Below are 18,363 nucleotides of genomic sequence, written 5' to 3'. Positions count from 1 at the left end.
AGCACATGAAAAGATCAATCACATTAAGCTTTTGCCTAGTATTAATTAGCCTATTTGCATTTGGACAAAGTCCGGATGAGGCGATAAAAGCAACGGTCAACAATTATTTCGAAGGCTTAACAACCGGTGACACAGCCAAATTAGGCAAGGCCTTTCATTCATCGGCCATTTTGCGCACAGTCAACGAAAGCACAGGTAAGATTCAAGATTTTCCTATCAAAACCTTTATTTCAAAAACTCCAGCCGGCGGTGTGAAAGCAACGGCAAAACTGATCAGCTATTCGTATGCAGGCATTTCAGGTTTGGCTGCTGCAGAATTGCAATTCGCCGACTTCAAATACATCGACTTATTAAGCTTATTACAGGTCAATGGGGAGTGGAAAATCGTAACCCGCGTTTTCAGTCGGGTAGATTTAGATGTAAATCTCAAGGGCAACGGATCTTCAAGCCCCAAAGCTTCAGCTCCTACTCCAGCGAAAAAAAGTCCAGCAAATATCAAGCCTAAAAAGGATGATGGTTGGTAGACATTGGACTTTGGACGTTTGACGTCGGAAGAATATAGAGTGGGGACTTGGCGACTAAATCCCCAGACTGAAGTCTGGGGTTAATAATTTATAACCCCAGGTTTTAACCAGGAGAAAAAGACGCAAAAGCGTCTCTAACGTCCAAAGTCTAACGACCAACGTCTAATGTCTATCTGTGCAACACCGATAGTGCAATCGAACTAAGCAACATCAATATCCCCAACACAAAAAACACCGTTGGATTCAACACCGGAATAGAGGATTCATTCAAAGATGCTTCATAAGGGTTTTCCGTCAAATAACGCACAGGTATCTCCTGCCCCACTTCACAATTTTTCGCTAAACCTTTATCAGCTTCCCGACGAAATTCACTTCCGTTCACATAATAAGATACGATGGGGAAATAAATAGGGAACCGACCTGAATGATCATCCCTAGCATAACGCTTCGATATTTCAACAATCTTGCCATAGGTCATCTTCGAGTGTGCGATCCACTCCTTACGTTTTTGGTAAAGAATAACACCAACCCCAATTAATGCCAAAGCAATAAATGAAAATAACACCAAGAACAAGGTCATGGAACCTTGAAATGTACCCGTAGGTCTTCCCGAAATCAACAAAACTCCAACTAAATTCATACCAAATATAAATGCAGAAGGCTACCTCCCCTTCAAATTTTCATCAAAAAACGCACAAAAAATACTGAAAATCAAATACTTACACCTTAGGCAAAAAAGCCTAATAAGTTCCATTTACAAGCCCAGAATTAACAATTTTGCAAAATCCAATAAAACAGGATACCAATTTGACCCATTCTCGGAAAAAATAGGAGAATTTTCGGAAAATAGCATTCCAAAATCAAGCCCATAAGCTCAAAAATATATTTTCTTAAAATTTGATATTTCTTTCAAATTTGTATTTTTGACCCGCAAGAAACCTATAAAATGAAAAATTCGACTAAAATTCAACTCACGACAATGATGTTCCTCATGTTCTTTGGATGGGGAGCCTGGTACGGCCAAATGAGTAAATATTTATTAAGTACGCTACATGCCACAGGAGATCAAGTTGGCAATGCTTACCTAACCTTTGCCCTCGCTTCTTTAGTCGCACCTTTTTTCGTTGGATTAATTGCCGACCGCTTTTTTGCCGCACAAAAAGTGATGGGTGTTTTAAACATCATTGGAGGAGGAATCCTCTATCTGTTAAGCCAAACGACTGACCCTGAAATATTCTTTTGGTATATCTTAGCCTATACACTTTGCTTCGCTCCCAATCTTGCACTTTCTAACTCGATTGCGATGAAACAAATGCAAAATCCAGAAAAGGAATTTGCCAACATCCGAGTAACCGGAACCATTGCATGGATTGTTGTAACGAACATTATTGGATTTTATGCATTAGGAGACAATGTGGCTATTTTCCATATAGCGATGTATAGTTCTTTTGCCCTTGGTATTTATGCGTTTTTCTTACCCGATACGCCACCAAAGGCTGACAAAAATGCTTCTGTCGCACAGATTGTAGGTTTGGACGCACTCCAACTATTCAAAGATCGATCTTTTCTCATCTTCTTTATCTCTTCGATTCTCATCTGCATCCCACTTTCATTCTACTATGCGATGGCAAATCCATCCTTGACAGACGCTCACATGAGCAATGTGGAGAATAAAATGTCCTTGGGTCAAGTATCGGAAGTGGTTTTCATGTTACTGATACCTATTGCATTCCTGCGCTTAGGCGTGAAAAAGATGTTGATTGTGGGCCTAATTGCTTGGATCATCCGTTTTCTATGTTTCGGCTACGGAGATGGTATTTCGAGCGAATGGATTCTCTTTATTGGTATAATTTTACACGGCGTTTGCTACGATTTCTTCTTTGTGACGGGTCAAATTTATACCGACCAAAAAGCAGGTCCTCATATCAAAAATTCTGCGCAAGGTTTAATAACCCTGGCGACCTATGGAATCGGAATGGGAATCGGATCGAAACTTTCAGGAATCGTGTTGGACATGTACACCGCGAATGGAATCCACGATTGGAAGTCCGTTTGGATGGTTCCTGCAGGGATTGCGCTATTAGTTTTAGTCTTATTTATCTTATTCTTTCAAGACAAAAAACAAGCCGCCTAAGTATTCCTAATTTTGCGAAGCATCCAAGGCATGATTTGTGGAGCAATTTGCTTCACGATTAGGCCAAAGCGTTCCAAGGCACCGCCAACGAAAAATTCATTTTTGCCAACGGCGACAGCAGCGACAATTTTAGAAGCTGCCACCGCGGGATCAAGTCCTTTGGCTTGATTCGGATCCATTTTGCCATATTTTTCTCCATGCTCATTCATCGCATGTAGCGAAATTTCAGTCCGAATATAGCCAGGCAAAATCGTACTAACTTGAATCCCAAATTCATGTAATTCTGCACGAACGGAATCAAAAAAACCAATTAACGCATGCTTGGAGGCACCATAAGCTGCCCGACGAGGTGTAGAGATTCGCCCTGCAACGGAAGCAATGGGCACAAATACACCCGAATGTTGTTTTTGAAAAACCGGAATAACTTGTTGGACCAAATGCACAATCGAAAAGAAATTGATTTCAAACAGTCGGCGATATACATCAAACTGCGTATCCAACACAAAGGACCTTTGGCTTACACCTGCATTCAACACTAATACATCGATCCGACCATACGTTTTCATTACCGCTTCTACTTGTTCAACATGCACCGCAGTGTCAACCATATCAAATGGCAAAACCAATACACTTCCACCATGCACTTCACAAGCTCTTGCCACCCGCTGCAATTCTGCTTCCCTACGTGCTGATAAGACTAAATGTGAACCTTTAGATGCAAATTCATAGGCTAATGCCTCCCCGATTCCAGATGACGCTCCAGTGATCCAGACAATTTTGTTTTTGAAATCCATGGGTTAAATATAAAGAATGTAGAGACGCGATACCTCGCGTCTACAAATAAAAAGACGCGAGGTATCGCGTCTCTACAAGCGTTCTAGCTCCCGAAAGAACTCCGCCATCGGATTCACCTCAAGCAATTGCAATTTCTGCCAAAGGCGAATCGCCTTCGTCATCAAACCGCTTTCGATTAAGAATCCATCGTGTCCATACAAGGAATCAATTACTTGAAAGGAAGCACCCGGAATATGTTTGGCTAAAAATTCTTGCTCAACAATCGGGAATAAGGCATCCGATTTAATTCCAATCACTAACGTATTGGACTTTATTTGCTTTAGGGCAGGAATAATTCCACCACGATTCCGACCTACATCCTGGGAATCCATCATTTTGGAAAGGATATAATAAGAATAGGCATTGAAGCGCTGAGCTAATTTTTCGCCTTGATAACGCTGGTAAGAAACGGCGCGCAAGGTTTTTTCCAAAGAATGATCCTGTCGAGCCTGGGTAATTTGGTAGGTTTCGTAATTCCGATAAGAAATTAAGGCCGTAGCACGAGCTGCTTTCATGCCATCGATACCCGCTTTCGGATGTGACTCACCCCAGGTTTTATCGAGTTCAATCGCCATTCGTTGGGACTCATTAAAAGCCACTCCCCAAGGCGAATGCACCGCATTGGTTGCCACCAAGATCAAATTCTGAATTAAATCGGGATTGATAATCCCCCATTCAACGGCTTGCTGGCCACCCATCGATCCACCAATGCAAGTCTTAATGCGATGAATTCCTAACTCTTGACGAAGCAATTCAAAAGCATTGACTACATCACGGATTGTTACATCAGGAAAGGTATGAAAATAAGGTTCTCCAGTTTGAGGATTCGTGGATAAAGGCCCTGTAGACCCATAATGCGAACCTAAAATATTGGCACAAACGATAAAATTATTCTCGGGATTAAACAACTTACCAGGCCCCACTAGTCCTTGCCACCAGTCGGCGACATCCTGACTACCCGTAAACGCATGGCAAATCCAAATCACATTATCGCCTGCCGCATTCATTTGGCCCCAAGTTTGGTATGCCAAATCAATTTCAGGAAGCGACACGCCGCTTTCTAATACAAAAGTATGGGGATAGTGATATTGTCTAAATTCTGCTTGCATCATCAAAGCTTTATATTTCCCTAAACAGGCAAACGCCTGGGGTAGGAATTAGCACCGGGGTCAAATTTTGACGGGTTGCCAGAAGATCAATGAGCCTAGTCTCTCCCTTCTTCTTTATAATTCAATGCTTCACAGCGACTGAATGAGGGCACAAAGTAAATCAGGAAATCAGGATTTTCCAAAATTCTCTTGATATTTGCCACATGAAACAGCTCATTCTATTTTATGCAGGCTTCGCGGCAATACTTTACGCCATTCACTTGAGCCCCTGGTCACAGCTCCTGCACCCGAATGTGTCTTTCATTTTTGTATTTTTAGCATTTCAGTCCTATTTGACTTTTAGCATTGCCCAAATTGGTTTGAAAGATGGAAAAGAAAAATTCATCCAATTTCAGATGATTAATCTAACCATACGCTTCATTTTAAGCCTTTCATTCATCGGTTTCTTCGCCTATTCCGGTACCCCAGAAATATTCTTATTCGTAATCAACTTTTTTGTACTCTATTTATGTAGCGCAAATTTTGAAATAATTGGCTTGCTTCGTAACTTGCGACGTTTTTAGAAAAGCCTGAAGAATTTTTTCTTTTTTTTCTGCCCAAAACACCGCTAATCAACGAATTAGCAAATCATTTGAAAACAAAATAGTAAAAGCTAGAATTACGATGCCGATTAAGACTTTTTTCAAGAAAATGTATTTTTCAAATATAATCCTCGGATTATTGTTCAGTTTTTCAAGCTTTTCGCTGCTGGCTAATGAAGAGGCTGTTGCTCACGATACAACGCAAGCGCATGCAGATACAGCGGCACACGCGGCAGCTCCTGCAGCACACGAAGCAGAATCAACCAAATTTGATCCAGGTAAATTAATCTTGCACCACATCGCGGATGAGCATGATTGGCATTTCTTCACGATTGGCCATTTCCACGCGACCTTGCCATTGCCTTGCATCGTTTATACAGCATCTCAAGGGGTACAAGTATTTTCATCTTCCAACTTCAAAAACGAACACCACGAGGAAATCCCTTACAATGGATTCGTTTTAGAGCACGGTAAAATCCATGCTGAGAATGGCGAAAAAGTATATGATTTCTCAATCACGAAAAACGTAGCTTCGCTTTTAGTATCGGCCGTTTTATTATTGACAATCTTCATCGGAATCGGGAAACGGTATAAAGAAAACCCACACCGTGCACCCAAAGGTATCCAATCGATGTTTGAGCCAATTATCATTTTCGTACGTGATGAGATTGCAAAAAACAACATTGGCGAAAAACACTACCGTCGTTTTATGCCATATTTATTGACCGTTTTCTTCTTTATCTGGTTCAACAACATGTTGGGCTTAGTTCCAGGAGGGGCCAACTTAACTGGTAACATCGCGGTAACTTTAGTCTTGGCAATTATTGCATTCTTCGTGACGAACTTCAATGGTCGTTCGACGTATTGGACGCACATCTTCGCGATGCCAGGTGTACCTAAATGGATGTTGGTTATTTTAACTCCTGTAGAGATTGTAGGTATTTTCATGAAGCCTTTCTCTTTAATGGTTCGTTTGTTCGCAAACATCACAGCGGGTCACATTATTTTATTGAGTTTAGTTTCCTTGATTTTCATTTTTGAGAACGCGGCATTGGGTCTAGCAGTAGTTCCATTCTCGCTTTTCATGAACGTAATTGAGCTGATTGTTGCGTTTATTCAAGCGTTTATCTTTACGATGTTAGTTTCTACGTACATCGGAGCGGCGGTTGAAGAGCATCATCATTAATAATTTGTATTTTTTTTAATTTATATAAACCCAAATCGTATGTCTATTTTATCGATTTTATTAGAAGTTTCTGTAGGTCTTGGTCTTGCAGGTATTGGTGCTGGTTTAGCTGCTTTAGGAGCTGGAATGGGTATCGGTCGTATCGGTGGTTCTGCAATGGAAGCTATCGCTCGTCAACCAGAAGCTTCTGGAAAAATTCAGGGTGCGATGTTGATCGTTGCTGCCTTCGTTGAGGCGGTTGCGTTATTCGCTGCTGTAATTTGTCTATTGGTAACTTTGAAATAAGATACCAATCGAATAAGCCCAAGGGTTAGCCTTGGAATCCTTATTCAAAACATTTGAAACGCAATTTGGAATGCACTAGGCGCCAAATTGCGTTTTCTAAAAAACGAAATACTGTAAATATTGATATATTATGGAGTTAATTACCCCAGACTTTGGACTTATCTTCTGGCAATTACTTGTCTTTGGAATCTTATTTTTCCTTTTAGCCAAATTTGCTTGGAAACCCATCATTCAATCGTTAGCTGAGCGTGAGCAATCCATCGACGAAGCGATCAAATTATCAGAAACAACGCGTGCTGAAATGGCCGAATTGAAAGCTGGTAATGAGCAATTAATCGCATCTGCACGTGCAGAACGTGATGCATTAATCAAACAAGCGAAAGAAGCATCGGATGCAATGATCGCTCAAGCGAAATTAGATGCACAAACTGCCTCTAATCAAGAAATCGAAAAAGCACGCGTAGCTTTCGAACAAGAAAAAGCGAGTGCTGTAGCAGCTATTCGTAAAGAAGCAGCGACTCTTTCGTTAGACTTAGCAGAGAAAGTGTTAAAAAGCCAATTAAAAGACAAAGCAGCTCAGGAAAAATTAGTGACTGAGTGGATGGCTGACGTTAAATTATCTTAATCGAATAGACCATGTCAGAATTAATTGTAGCTCACCGTTACGCTAAATCCTTACTTGACTTCGCCGTTGAAAAAAATGCGGTAGAGGCAGTAGCGAAAGACATGATTGATTTCGCAGAGACTTGCGAAGGAAGTCATGACCTTGTATTAGCGCTTAAGAGCCCAATCATCAAGCATTACACGAAATTAGCTATCTTAGCGAAGCTATTTAAGGATAAATTCAATCCTGTTACTTACGGTATCTTCGTAATTATCACGAACAAGAACCGCGAGAAAATTCTTCCTGCTGTGGCAAAAGAATTCATCTCGATGTACACAGATTACAAAGGAATCCAAAAAGCGACTGTGACAACGGCTTCTAGCTTAACAGCAGATCAAAAAGCAACGGTGTCCAAAATCGTGAAAGATTACACAGGTAAAGAAGTCGAATTGATCGAAAAGATTGATGAGAGCCTAATCGGCGGATTCATTTTGAAAGTAGGCGACCAGCAAATCGACGACTCGATTAAGCGGAAGCTGAACGATCTGAAAGTTTCTTTAGCATCTTAATCAAAAGGCCTTGGAAACAAGGCCTTTTTTTATCCCCCCTCCATGAAAAAATTCTCACTCTTTACAGGTTCACTCATTGCAGGCCTTTCAGTAGCATTAGGCGCTTTTGGCGCACATGCATGGAAAGATTATTTACGCGACATTAACCGTTTAGAGACATTTGAAACCGCAGCGCGCTACCAAATGTATGGGGGAATTATCTTATTGATTCTTGGGGTTTGGCAAATGCAAATTTCCAATAAATACCTAAAGACAGCGGGCTACATCATATTCGCTGGCGCCATCATTTTCCCAGGATCATTATACCTGATTTGCATCACACAAAATGTACTTTGGGGAGCCGTTGCACCTATTGGAGGCTTGGCCTATATGACTGGGCTTGGATTGATGGCCTACGCCACCCTGAAACAATAATTAGTGGCGCATCACGAGCTCTAAGCTGTTCCAAACGATTTCTCCCATGGTTTTACAAGCCAAAAAACGCGCGTCGTTATAATGCTTCGCTAACTCGGTTTTAAGCTGTACGATGTTTTCTTCCGGTGCAATGTCATCTTTGGACATAACCGTCATCAAATCAGAAACCCGCTGGCTCTCACTCTTCAATCGGCTCGCAATCATCGAGCGCTCCTCGATTTGGTATTGCCAAACCGATTCAGGCGTCATGTACTTCATCCCCAACTCAATCAGGGAATTGTTTTGCTTGAAATATTGGGGCATGTACACCGACTTCTTTCCTTCGTAACATTGTTGGTCAAAGTCTATCGGGCGAATCCGGTAATAAATTTCCTCAAAATCCGGATTGGTTATAATCACAAAATTGGCGCTGTGCATGTCGCCTAATAATTGAACTAAGCAACGCTCATTGAATTTCACGAACTCTTTGGCCAAACGAATGGGCGACTCCAAATCTTTCTCTAAATCCTGCTTCAAGAACGCATCGCCTGGAATTCCAGCAATATGTTCCTCTACCAGTGTATTGTCGTAAGTGACATAATTGATCCGATTGGGGGATAAAATGTGCTCCAATTCCAGCCCATACACCCGAGAGGCATCTGCAATTTTGATGTAGAAATAATCAAAATTATCATTCACCCGATTCACAATTCGAATACGGAATGGATGTGTATTTCCATAGGTGCAATAATCCACGCGGTCAATCACCAAGTGCTTAATTACCTCCTCATTCCCATCCGTTTTTAAATCGGCATATATCTGTTTCAGCGACTCATAAACCTCCTCCTGATCCGAAGGTGAATAAAATACTGTCTCCCAAAGCGTATCTTGTCCATTCTTGTCATACAAGACGATCGCATTCTCATAGCGCAACAAATCCTGGTAGGAAATATTCATCGCATGCTCCCGATTGTATTTGTGCAAATAACGGCGCAGCTGATTATTAATCCGGAAAGGGGCTTTTTTCTTTGAGATGAGCGCCATTATTCGGTATAGTCTAGGGATTTACCAAAGGTTTCTTTCAATTGAGAAACCGCAAAAATGGCTAAAGCAAAACACAAAATTCCCACATAGGCCGCCGATTGAATCAAGCCAACCGAAGGAATTAGGAATTTAAAGAGCAAGGAAATGGGAATCAAAGCTCCCCGCACAAAGTTGGGCACCGTCGTCGTCACCGTCATACGCACATTTGTCCCAAATTGCTCCGAAGAATAGGTTAAAAATACGGCCCAATAACCTCCAAAGAATCCCAATAAGGTGATCATGATATTTGCTTGTAGCTTAGAAATTTCAGCCATCCCAAATAAATAATAGGCACAAAGCAATACCGCGATGAACAAATAAGTGAGAACCGCTTTTCCTCGACTCTTCAGCCATTGGCTCAAAGCCCCGGATGCAAAGTCTCCAAGGGCTAGTCCGAGGTAACAATACATAATCGCGTCACCCGCCGTTATTTTCCCTTTGAAGATTTCAGGTGCTGAGAAGACCAAAATCCCAATGATATACCAAATAGGCAAGCCCATAAGAATGCAATACAAATACTTTTTAAACGTTGGCCCCGACGAAAACAATTGGAAGAAATTCCCTTTTTGAACTCCGGCATCCATGTGTGAATACATGGAAGATTCAAAGGTTCCTAAACGAAGCAGTAACAAAGCTAAGCCCATACCACCACCTATAAAGTAGCACGTTCTCCACCATTCTGGATCCGAACTCAAACTCGCAATAATGGGAGCAAAAACAGCACCCGCGGCACCTACTCCTGCAATAATCAAGGTCCCAATTCCTCGCTTGGATGGAGGCAAGGTTTCGTTTACCAACGTAATTCCCGCACCTAATTCTCCAGCTAAACCAATGCCCGCAATGAAACGCAAAATGGCATAGGTATTCAAATCCGTAACCCAACCATTTAAGGCATTTGCCAAAGAATACAACAAAATCGATCCAAACAACACAGATTTACGGCCTTTTTTGTCGCCATAAATTCCCCATAAAATACCACCCAAAAGCATACCGCCCATTTGGACATTCATCAAGTTTAAACCTTGATTCAGCAGCTCGGAACCTTGTAAACCCAAACTCTTTAAACTCGGGTTGCGCACAACAGAAAATAAGATTAAGTCATACACATCAACAAAATAACCCAGTGCCGCTACGGCAATTAACATTTTGGCTTTGGAAGAAATTTTTTCGTTTTCCATACTAGCGAGAAAGCATATCCGACCGGTGAGAGTCTAGTTTTAAAAAGATAAACAGTAATATCGTAAAGGACCATAAAGATGAGCCTCCATAACTAAAAAAGGGCAAGGGAATTCCCATGATAGGCATCAAACCGATCGTCATTCCAATATTCACCAAAAAGTGAAAGAATAAAATTCCCACAACACCAAATCCATAGGCTCTGGCAAAGCGGGAACGCTGCAAATCAGCCAAATACATCAAACGCCACAAAAAGACCATAAATAAAATAATAATCCCAGCTACTCCGATGAATCCAAACTCTTCCCCAATGGTGCAAAAGATAAAATCCGTACTCTGCTCGGGTACAAAATCAAATTTGGTCTGCGTACCTCCTAAATAACCTTTCCCCCAAAATCCACCAGAACCAATTGCAATTTTCGACTGAGTTACTTGATACCCCAAGCCCCGTGGATCAAAATCAGGATCTAACAAAACTTTAATCCGATTCCGTTGGTGTTCCTTCAACACATTATTTACAACCCATTCCACCAACATGGCCAGTGACATAATCACGGAAATTCCCAAAGCCATTTTTACATAAGTTTGGTACATGCGTTGCAAATAAATAGGCATAAGCAAGACCAAAATCCCGGCCATCACGACCAACAAAATAAAAATGGTAAGGGGTTTTAAGATAAGGGCACTGACAAACAAGAAGATTCCACCGAGCAATAACCCTGGATATTCACCAGGCAAACCTTCGCGATAGAGTAAAATAATAAATGAAACATAAACTAGTGCTGACCCTGTTTCATTGGAAGCAATGATCAACAAAATAGGAACCCCGATAATCAAGGCCGCTTTCCATTGATCGCGAAAACGCGACAAACTCACTTGCGGATCATTTAAGTATTTGGCTAGCAATAAGGCAGTCGCCGTTTTAGCAAATTCTGCCGGCTGAATGGTTGCTGTCCCTATTTTAAACCAGGAGTGTGATCCATTAATCGTCACCCCAAGAAAGGGCACGAGAATCAACAACAGCAAGAAAAAACCATAGATGACCGGAGCAAAAGACTCAAAAAAACGAAAATCAAGCGCAAAAATAAACATGATCAAGACCATACTCGCCCCAATCCAAATCAACTGTTTCCCGGCATTTGAGGTATAAAAAGCCGCATCAAATATTCCCAAAGGAGCCTCCGGATTATATACCGCAGAATAGATACTCATCCATCCCAGAAGGACAAAAAGCGCATACAAACCTACGCTCCACCAGTCTAAACGACTTGCCATATATCCGGATGATTGGCTCATTTTCGTAAACTATCACTTGTGACTTTTTTGACAGGACGATTATACGTCACATTTGCCAAATAACTCATGTTCATAAACTTGGTCTCCACCGCCTTACGGTCCACGCGTCCTTTTAAATATTTTTCAATGATCAAAGAAGCAATCGGTGCTGCGGCAAATCCACCAAAACCAGCATTTTCTACAAACACCGCTATGGCAATTTTGGGATTATCTTTCGGGGCAAAAGCAATAAAAATTGAATGATCTTTCCCTTTTTTATTCTGTGATGTCCCTGTTTTTCCGCACATCGTAATATCCGGAATCCGACCATCAGCTCCCACCGTGCCATGCAAAACCGCATCCTGCATCCCTTGAATAACCACTGGGAAATATTTGGCATCTACGCCTACGGAAACCGGATTCTTATAAAATGGATCGATTGTTCGCTTCTCCCCTACGCCTTTCACTAAATGCGGCGGAATGTACCAACCCCGATTCGCAATGATCGCAGCAAAATTCGCCATCTTCAAAGGACTTACCACCAATTCACCTTCCCCAATACTCAAAGAGTAGATATTCGAAAACTTCCAGGTATTTTCTCCTTTGTAAACCTTGTTGTAGTAATCCACTGTAGGTAAATTCCCCTTTTTCTCATTACTGACATCTACGCCTAATTTCCGACCAAAACCGAAATTTGCCACTAGTTCCGACCAGCGCTGCAAGCCTTGTGCAGACCGCTCAAAGGTATTCCCCGTAGTGCCATCATACAAAATCTTTCGAAATGCATGATAAAAATAGGGGTTACAAGACCACTGAATCGCATTATGTAAATCGTTGTGCGACGTATTGTGCGAGTGACATTTAACGGGAGCTCCCGCATGACCGAAAACAGAACCCGCTGAAATGATACCTAATTGTTGGCCTACTAATGCTTGCACCAACTTAAACGTAGAACCCGGGCGGTAATATGCAGATGGCGGCCGATTAATCAAAGGCTTCAATGGATCTAACGCTAATTTCTGGTAATACTTAGAGAAATTCCGTCCTGCTAACAAACTAGGGTCATAGGATGGTGCCGAAACCATCGTTAAAATCTCACCTGTAGAAGGTTCAATCGCAACCACACTTCCCACCTTGTGCATCATCAGGCTATCCGCATACTCTTGTAATCGTATATCGATACTCGTGTAGAGGTTTTTCCCGGCAACCGGATTAACATCCAGTTTTCCTTTTTTGTAATCTCCTTTTTCAACCCCATTGCTATTCACCATGCGGTATTTTACCCCCCTTTGGCCACGTAAAACATCTTCATAATAGGACTCAATACCTGAAATACCTACATAATCCCCTTGTCGGTAATAATCATCCCGCTGATCTTTGAGTGAATTCGGATTGATCTCCGCAACATATCCCAAGGCATTCGAAAACGCGATGGACTGATAGGTCCTAAAAGCTGTTGTTGTAATCGAAAAGCCCGGGTAATCGACCATGGCATCTTGAATTCGAGCAAAGTCCTCTTTGGTCAAATGCTTTAAAAACAGAGAAGGCTTCACGCGAGAATAAGCGCGTGCTTGTTTCGTCACCGTATCAAAATAGCCTCTTGTTACACCAAATAGCTTACAAAATCGGTTCGTGTCTTGCACCACCGCCTTGCGAGGCGTTATATACACATCATAAACAGGCGTATTATAAACGATCAATTTGCCATGGCGGTCGTAGACTTCACCTCGAAAAGGAACTTGGATGATTTTTCGAATTGCATTATTATCCGCCGCCTTTTCATAGGTATCATCGAGCAATTGCAGATAAAACAGCTTCCCGATGAACACCAGTCCAATGCTCACAAAAACAAGAAATAAAATTAATCGGCGACCTTCGAACACGCTAATGCGAGTTTAACGTAAAAAATAACAGCAATTTACGGAATATTTTGCGAATTATTTGGGGAGACTTTTGATCAACGCAAGCATTGCAAATGCAATGGATCCCAACGAAAATCCCAGCGTAAACCAAGGTGTATGCGTGTGGAAATAGGCATCTAAATAGCGACCTAGATAGACCCCTCCCAAAATTGTCACCAACATTTGAAATGCTGCTCCAATAAATCGCTGATATGATTGCATATTTTTAAAAATAATCCTTCGACCACACACTAAATTTATGGCTTTTTCATTTATATATATTGTAAATTTGAAAATTGTATGCGTCACATTTCATGATTCGGATTCTTGCCTTTGTTTTGGTATTATTAGTTACCTGGAGCTGTTCTCAGCACAGCAGCAAACCTGCTGCCGTAACCTTCCATAATATCAATGCCAAATACAATGCCATATGGCAGGCTGACCGACTACTGATCACCTTACACAAGCAATTAGCCGACGAACGCACAGAAAACTACGCGAGCGAATTACCCATCATTGCTCCTGTGGATTCTGCTTTTGGTATCGCACATAAATTAGAAATAGGTAATTTAATTCGGAAGGCCTCTTTGGTCATCGACCGGCATCAAAACTCTGCCTATGTAGACGATGCTTACCTACTCATTGCGGAAGGCCGTATCCTGCAAAAAGACTTTAAAAATGCGGTCGAGACGCTAAAATACATTAACACGTTAGAGCCCGATATTCAAACACAAAAAAGAGCCCTAACCTTATTGTATCAACTATATTTAATTCAAAACGATTTCGAATCTGCTGAAAAGGCGGAGACTTTTTTAATCGAAAATGAATTAATTGAGACAGATTATTACTTGGCAAAGGCTTATGAACACCAACAAAAAGGTGAAATCAATGCGAGCATTAATTCCTTAAATCAAATTGCAGGCAAAGTTAAAAATAGATCAGATCGCAGTCGCTTGTATTTTATTTTAGGGCAACTCAATGAACGAATCAATCAGCGCGCGCAGGCCAAAGAGGCTTATCAAACAAGTATGCGACAAAAGTCAAATTACGAATTGACACTTCGCGCTAATATTGCCTATAAATCGCTAGACCAATCCATTCCCGCCCTGGAAAAAATGTTGGCTGACCCCAAAAATGAAGATCAGAAATCGGAAATATATGTTGCCATGGGTCGAATTTACATGGAACAAAAAGATTTAAAACAGGCTAAAAATGCCTGGGAAAAAGCGACGCAAAATAATCCCAACAAAGGAGAATTGTATTTTCAATTAGCCAATTTGTTTGCGTATCAAATCAAAGACTATCCCAAGGCATCAGCATATTTTGACTCCGCTGCAATTAGTTTATCAAATACTCATCCGTCCTTTTCAAAGGCTCAAAAACTAAAAAAAGATTGGAATAAATATGTTGAATTAGCGAATATAATCCAACAAGAAGACTCCCTGCAACACTTGGCAAAAATGCCTTTAGGAGACCTTAAAGCACTTTATAAGCAGTCGCAAATAAACAAGAACAAACAAAGTGATTCCCTACAGAAACGTCAAGCACAACCACAAAAAACCTTGGCAACATTTACTCGAAGGCCTCCCAGCCCAGACCAACAAAGCTTCTATTTTTATAATGAACAGGCGCGTATTAAGGGCGAACAAGAATTCAGTATGAAATGGGGTATTCGAAATTTGGAAGATTATTGGAATCGAAAAAACAAACAAAGTGCCCCATTGATTCAAAACACAAATCAGGCAATTGGAATTATAGAAGGAAGTAAAATAGAGGACAGGCAGATGCGTGCAGACTCTATGGAAATTTGGTTAAATACTCTTCCTACGACAGATTCAAAGCTGCTTGCATCCAATAAAATCAAAGAGCAAGCCTTATTCGAACTGGGGAAATATGGAAAAACTCAAATGGAAGACAATGCCCTAGCTCGTGTTCCACTGAAACGACTTTTGACGGAATTCCCTTACACGAGTTATGAGGCGGAAGCGCTTTATTTGAGCTACCTAAGTGCCGAAAACAAACAAGCGAAATCCAATTTTCGGACACAACTATTTGACCGCTTCCCTGATTCGATTTATAAGTTGACCATTCTCAAATTAGAGACGGGAGCACTAACTGACAGCAAAGAGCAACAAGCAGAAAAAGCTTATGAAGCAGCCTATCTCTTATTCAAGTCCAATGGATTTTCAGAGGCATTATTCGCTTGCCAACAAATGCGCATCAATTTTCCCGGTAGTAAATCGGAAGATAAAATCGTATTTTTAAGTGCTTTATGCCAAGCCGGCTTGAAAAACACGCTTGACTACGAAAAAACATTAAAACAATTTGTTCAGCTATTCCCGTTAAGTCCATTAAAACCGGAAGCAGAAGCACGAATCAAAGCCATCCCTAAAAATAAATAAGTATGTTTGAAACTGGGAAATACGAAAAAATCATTCGATTCTTGTATCGATTCTTTATAGGGTCCACGCTAGGAATCATCTTATTAATCGTCGCTGTCAACTTCAATTTCCTCTGGTTGTTTGGGGGGATGCCAAGTCTATATGAATTAGAAAATCCAAAAAGCCAGGTCGCATCGCTTATTATTTCAGAGGATGGTCAGGAAATAGGGAAATATTTCCGTGAAAACCGCAATCCCTTGGAGTTTGAGGAATTGCCAGATAACATCGTTCATACGCTTATTTCAACGGAGGATGCCCGATTTACAGCACACTCCGGGATTGATATTCGTTCCATGTTTCGCGTGGTATTTACCTTAGGAACTTCTGGCGGGGGAAGTACCATTTCTCAGCAATTGGCGAAAAACCTATTTCATACGCGTTCGATGGAATTTGGCGAAGATGATCCGGTGTATATGGGATTATTGATGAAAATCGATGGTGTGCGAACGGTTGTTGCCAAAGTAAAAGAATGGATTTTAGCCATCCGCTTGGAACGTCGCTATACGAAACAAGAAATCATGGCGATGTATTTGAACGAAGTGAGTTTTGGTAACAATGCCTACGGAATTCAAGTTGCTTGTCGGACCTATTTCCAAAAAGACCTTAAAGATGTAAGCTTAACGGAAGCAGCAACGCTGATTGGTTTACTTCAAAACCCTTCCTTGTATGATCCGCGTGTTCGGCCCGAGCGCACGCTGGAACGTCGGAATGTTGTTTTAGGCCAATTAGCCAAATACGAATTCATCACAGAAGAGGATTTGCCCAAACTTCAAGCGGAAGACCTGAACTTACATTATCGCGTGGAGAATCAAAACACCGGGGCAGCTCCCTATTTCAGAGAAGCAATACGCCAACAAGTATTAGCGGCGATCAAAGAATTGAATCAAGATCGGCCAGAAGACCAACAATTAAATCTCTACACAAGTGGATTGCGCATTTACACGAGTATAGATTCTCGGATGCAAAAATATGCAGAGGAATCTGTCAAAGAGCATATGCGCGCGGAGCAGAAGCTTTTTTATGATCATTGGCGAGGAAGAAATCCTTGGGTCAATGAGGAAATGAAAGAGATTAAAGGTTTCTTGAAAGATGCCATGAGGCGTACGCAACGCTATCGAGATTTGATGAGCGCTTATAATAACGATGAGTTTAAAGTTTGGGAAGAATTAAGACGCCCGATCAAAATGACAGTATTCACTTGGGATGGCGACAAGGATACGACCTTGAGTCCGATGGATTCGCTAAACTATTATAAACGCATTTTGAATTGCGGAATGATGGCGATGGATCCGATGAATGGCCACGTGAAAGCTTGGATTGGAGGAATTAATTACAAATACTTTAAATTCGACCATATTTCGCAGAGTAAACGCCAGCCCGGTTCGACCTTCAAACCTTTCGTTTATGGCGCGGCTATTGAAAATGAAATCGTGACACCTTGCGATGAATTGGTGGATGAGCCTGTGACATTTGGAGAGGAAGATGGTTTGAGTGGCGGAACGTGGACACCGCAAAACTCGGACGGCAAATACAGCTATCAAAACATGAAAATGCGTAGGGCAATGGGATTATCCATCAACTCCATTTCGGCGAAATTGATGAAACAATTAGGCCCCGACAAGATTGCGGAATTTGCCCATAAATGCGGGATTGAAAGTCCTCTGCATGAGGTTCCCTCATTATGTTTGGGCGCGTCGGAAGTGTCGCTTTTCGAGCAAGTTTCGGGATATAGTACTTTGGCCAATGGTGGGGAAAAAATTGATCCTATTTTAGTATTGCGAATTACCGACAAAGTGGGAAATGTATTGCGAGAATACTCTCCCCCGGTGAAGGCAGCAATCAAGCCGGAAACGGCATATTTGATGACCTACATGTTGCAAGGTGCCGTACAAGAACCAGGTGGAACCGCGGAAGGTTTGAAACGAACTTCCATTGTCGCAGGAAATGAAATCGGTGCCAAAACGGGAACCACATCAAACTACTCGGATGGCTGGTTCATGGGGGTTACCCAAAAATTGGTTGCTGGTGTATGGGTAGGTGGTGACGACCGAAGCATTCACTTCCGCAGTTTGGCTTTAGGACAAGGAGCCAAAATGGCCATGCCTGCCTACGCTAAATTCATGGAAAAAGTCTACGCAGATCAGTCCCTGGCGATTGAAGGTTATCGAAAAATGCCCTTCATCAAACCAGAGAACTTTGCCTTCGACTTCAGTTGCAATGGCAGAGTGGCCGTTGACTCTACAGCCGTCATAGCTCCTTAATATTTGA

At 41.6% G+C, this 18,363-nt stretch carries 18 protein-coding genes and 1 riboswitch; of the genes, 10 read left to right on the top strand and 8 right to left on the bottom strand.

The window, feature by feature from the left end; translation table 11 throughout:
* Window positions 1–5: 5 nt before the first annotated feature.
* Window positions 6–524, top strand: a complete 519-nt coding sequence (locus V7S75_RS09310) for a nuclear transport factor 2 family protein (RefSeq protein ID WP_459513346.1) — start codon at window positions 6–8, stop codon at window positions 522–524.
* A 169-nt stretch (window positions 525–693) separates the two neighbouring features.
* On the opposite strand, the gene V7S75_RS09305 is transcribed toward V7S75_RS09310, so the two are convergent.
* A complete protein-coding gene (locus tag V7S75_RS09305; RefSeq protein WP_459513344.1) occupies window positions 694–1,164 on the bottom strand; it encodes a DUF3592 domain-containing protein in 471 nt (156 codons plus the stop codon).
* A 306-nt stretch (window positions 1,165–1,470) separates the two neighbouring features.
* Here V7S75_RS09305 and V7S75_RS09300 point away from each other — a divergent pair, with 306 nt between their 5' ends.
* Window positions 1,471–2,658, top strand: coding sequence for a nucleoside permease (locus V7S75_RS09300; protein WP_459513343.1), 1,188 nt, complete (start codon window positions 1,471–1,473; stop codon window positions 2,656–2,658).
* On the opposite strand, the gene V7S75_RS09295 is transcribed toward V7S75_RS09300, so the two are convergent.
* Window positions 2,655–3,452: an SDR family oxidoreductase gene (locus tag V7S75_RS09295; RefSeq protein ID WP_459513341.1), complete on the bottom strand. Its 798-nt coding sequence runs from the start codon at window positions 3,450–3,452 to the stop codon at window positions 2,655–2,657. The genes V7S75_RS09300 and V7S75_RS09295 overlap by 4 nt on opposite strands.
* Before the next feature lie 72 nt (window positions 3,453–3,524).
* On the bottom strand, window positions 3,525–4,601 hold the full coding sequence (locus V7S75_RS09290) for a homoserine O-acetyltransferase family protein (RefSeq protein ID WP_459513561.1): 1,077 nt from the start codon (window positions 4,599–4,601) through the stop codon (window positions 3,525–3,527).
* 7 nt (window positions 4,602–4,608) lie between these two features.
* Window positions 4,609–4,724: riboswitch (SAM riboswitch) on the bottom strand.
* 80 nt (window positions 4,725–4,804) lie between these two features.
* Between V7S75_RS09290 and V7S75_RS09285 the strand changes: the two genes are divergently transcribed.
* From V7S75_RS09285 to V7S75_RS09260, 6 genes are all read left to right on the top strand, one after another.
* Window positions 4,805–5,164, top strand: a complete 360-nt coding sequence (locus tag V7S75_RS09285) for a hypothetical protein (protein ID WP_377976818.1) — start codon at window positions 4,805–4,807, stop codon at window positions 5,162–5,164.
* Window positions 5,165–5,321: 157 nt separating this feature from the next.
* Complete coding sequence (gene atpB, locus V7S75_RS09280; protein ID WP_459513340.1) at window positions 5,322–6,368, top strand: F0F1 ATP synthase subunit A; 1,047 nt, start codon at window positions 5,322–5,324, stop codon at window positions 6,366–6,368.
* Between the two features lie 39 nt (window positions 6,369–6,407).
* Window positions 6,408–6,653 (top strand): ATP synthase F0 subunit C, encoded by a 246-nt coding sequence (gene atpE / locus V7S75_RS09275; protein ID WP_130894949.1) that lies wholly within the window; start codon window positions 6,408–6,410, stop codon window positions 6,651–6,653.
* Between the two features lie 130 nt (window positions 6,654–6,783).
* On the top strand, window positions 6,784–7,278 hold the full coding sequence (atpF, locus tag V7S75_RS09270; protein WP_377976816.1) for a F0F1 ATP synthase subunit B: 495 nt from the start codon (window positions 6,784–6,786) through the stop codon (window positions 7,276–7,278).
* A gap of 11 nt (window positions 7,279–7,289) precedes the next feature.
* Entirely contained in the window at window positions 7,290–7,826 is a 537-nt protein-coding gene (gene atpH / locus V7S75_RS09265) for an ATP synthase F1 subunit delta (protein WP_459513337.1), read from the top strand.
* 42 nt (window positions 7,827–7,868) lie between these two features.
* Window positions 7,869–8,240 carry a DUF423 domain-containing protein gene (locus tag V7S75_RS09260; protein WP_459513335.1) on the top strand — a complete coding sequence of 124 codons (372 nt, stop codon included), beginning with the start codon at window positions 7,869–7,871 and terminating at the stop codon, window positions 8,238–8,240.
* Here the strand turns inward: V7S75_RS09260 and V7S75_RS09255 are convergent, their stop codons facing one another.
* The 5 genes from V7S75_RS09255 to V7S75_RS09235 form a co-directional block, all read right to left on the bottom strand.
* Window positions 8,241–9,263, bottom strand: coding sequence for a hypothetical protein (locus tag V7S75_RS09255; RefSeq protein ID WP_459513334.1), 1,023 nt, complete (start codon window positions 9,261–9,263; stop codon window positions 8,241–8,243). It abuts the gene before it with no gap.
* Window positions 9,263–10,480: an MFS transporter gene (locus V7S75_RS09250; RefSeq protein ID WP_459513332.1), complete on the bottom strand. Its 1,218-nt coding sequence runs from the start codon at window positions 10,478–10,480 to the stop codon at window positions 9,263–9,265. Before V7S75_RS09250 ends, V7S75_RS09255 begins: the two co-directional genes overlap by 1 nt.
* A gap of 1 nt (window position 10,481) precedes the next feature.
* Entirely contained in the window at window positions 10,482–11,753 is a 1,272-nt protein-coding gene (gene rodA, locus V7S75_RS09245) for a rod shape-determining protein RodA (RefSeq protein WP_459513330.1), read from the bottom strand.
* A gap of 17 nt (window positions 11,754–11,770) precedes the next feature.
* A complete protein-coding gene (locus tag V7S75_RS09240; protein ID WP_459513329.1) occupies window positions 11,771–13,597 on the bottom strand; it encodes a penicillin-binding transpeptidase domain-containing protein in 1,827 nt (608 codons plus the stop codon).
* A 93-nt stretch (window positions 13,598–13,690) separates the two neighbouring features.
* Window positions 13,691–13,876 carry an AtpZ/AtpI family protein gene (locus V7S75_RS09235; RefSeq protein WP_459513328.1) on the bottom strand — a complete coding sequence of 62 codons (186 nt, stop codon included), beginning with the start codon at window positions 13,874–13,876 and terminating at the stop codon, window positions 13,691–13,693.
* A 92-nt stretch (window positions 13,877–13,968) separates the two neighbouring features.
* On the opposite strand from V7S75_RS09235, the gene porW reads away from it, so the two are divergent.
* Together porW and V7S75_RS09225 are read left to right on the top strand one after the other, a co-directional pair.
* Window positions 13,969–16,056, top strand: a complete 2,088-nt coding sequence (porW, locus tag V7S75_RS09230) for a type IX secretion system periplasmic lipoprotein PorW/SprE (RefSeq protein ID WP_459513326.1) — start codon at window positions 13,969–13,971, stop codon at window positions 16,054–16,056.
* Between the two features lie 2 nt (window positions 16,057–16,058).
* The gene (locus V7S75_RS09225; RefSeq protein ID WP_459513325.1) at window positions 16,059–18,356 is read left to right on the top strand and encodes a penicillin-binding protein 1A; all 2,298 of its coding nucleotides are present in this window, start codon (window positions 16,059–16,061) and stop codon (window positions 18,354–18,356) included.
* Window positions 18,357–18,363 lie beyond the last annotated feature (7 nt).

The sequence above is a fragment of the Aquirufa sp. TARAVU-A1A genome, from assembly GCF_054558675.1.
The sequence above is the reverse complement of the archived record's forward strand: the minus strand, read 5'-3'. Positions and strand labels throughout refer to the sequence as shown.

What these genes read in the sequence shown, in the direction of transcription:
- atpE (WP_130894949.1), top strand. Translation starts at nt 6,408, where the DNA reads ATGTCTATTTTATCGATTTTATTAGAAGTTTCTGTAGGTCTTGGTCTT.
- V7S75_RS09290 (WP_459513561.1), bottom strand. Translation starts at nt 4,601, where the DNA reads ATGCAAGCAGAATTTAGACAATATCACTATCCCCATACTTTTGTATTA.
- V7S75_RS09225 (WP_459513325.1), top strand. Translation starts at nt 16,059, where the DNA reads ATGTTTGAAACTGGGAAATACGAAAAAATCATTCGATTCTTGTATCGA.
- V7S75_RS09295 (WP_459513341.1), bottom strand. Translation starts at nt 3,452, where the DNA reads ATGGATTTCAAAAACAAAATTGTCTGGATCACTGGAGCGTCATCTGGA.
- rodA (WP_459513330.1), bottom strand. Translation starts at nt 11,753, where the DNA reads ATGGCAAGTCGTTTAGACTGGTGGAGCGTAGGTTTGTATGCGCTTTTT.
- V7S75_RS09255 (WP_459513334.1), bottom strand. Translation starts at nt 9,263, where the DNA reads ATGGCGCTCATCTCAAAGAAAAAAGCCCCTTTCCGGATTAATAATCAG.
- V7S75_RS09285 (WP_377976818.1), top strand. Translation starts at nt 4,805, where the DNA reads ATGAAACAGCTCATTCTATTTTATGCAGGCTTCGCGGCAATACTTTAC.
- V7S75_RS09305 (WP_459513344.1), bottom strand. Translation starts at nt 1,164, where the DNA reads ATGAATTTAGTTGGAGTTTTGTTGATTTCGGGAAGACCTACGGGTACA.
- V7S75_RS09300 (WP_459513343.1), top strand. Translation starts at nt 1,471, where the DNA reads ATGAAAAATTCGACTAAAATTCAACTCACGACAATGATGTTCCTCATG.
- porW (WP_459513326.1), top strand. Translation starts at nt 13,969, where the DNA reads ATGATTCGGATTCTTGCCTTTGTTTTGGTATTATTAGTTACCTGGAGC.
- V7S75_RS09260 (WP_459513335.1), top strand. Translation starts at nt 7,869, where the DNA reads ATGAAAAAATTCTCACTCTTTACAGGTTCACTCATTGCAGGCCTTTCA.
- V7S75_RS09235 (WP_459513328.1), bottom strand. Translation starts at nt 13,876, where the DNA reads ATGCAATCATATCAGCGATTTATTGGAGCAGCATTTCAAATGTTGGTG.
- V7S75_RS09310 (WP_459513346.1), top strand. Translation starts at nt 6, where the DNA reads ATGAAAAGATCAATCACATTAAGCTTTTGCCTAGTATTAATTAGCCTA.
- V7S75_RS09250 (WP_459513332.1), bottom strand. Translation starts at nt 10,480, where the DNA reads ATGGAAAACGAAAAAATTTCTTCCAAAGCCAAAATGTTAATTGCCGTA.
- atpF (WP_377976816.1), top strand. Translation starts at nt 6,784, where the DNA reads ATGGAGTTAATTACCCCAGACTTTGGACTTATCTTCTGGCAATTACTT.
- atpH (WP_459513337.1), top strand. Translation starts at nt 7,290, where the DNA reads ATGTCAGAATTAATTGTAGCTCACCGTTACGCTAAATCCTTACTTGAC.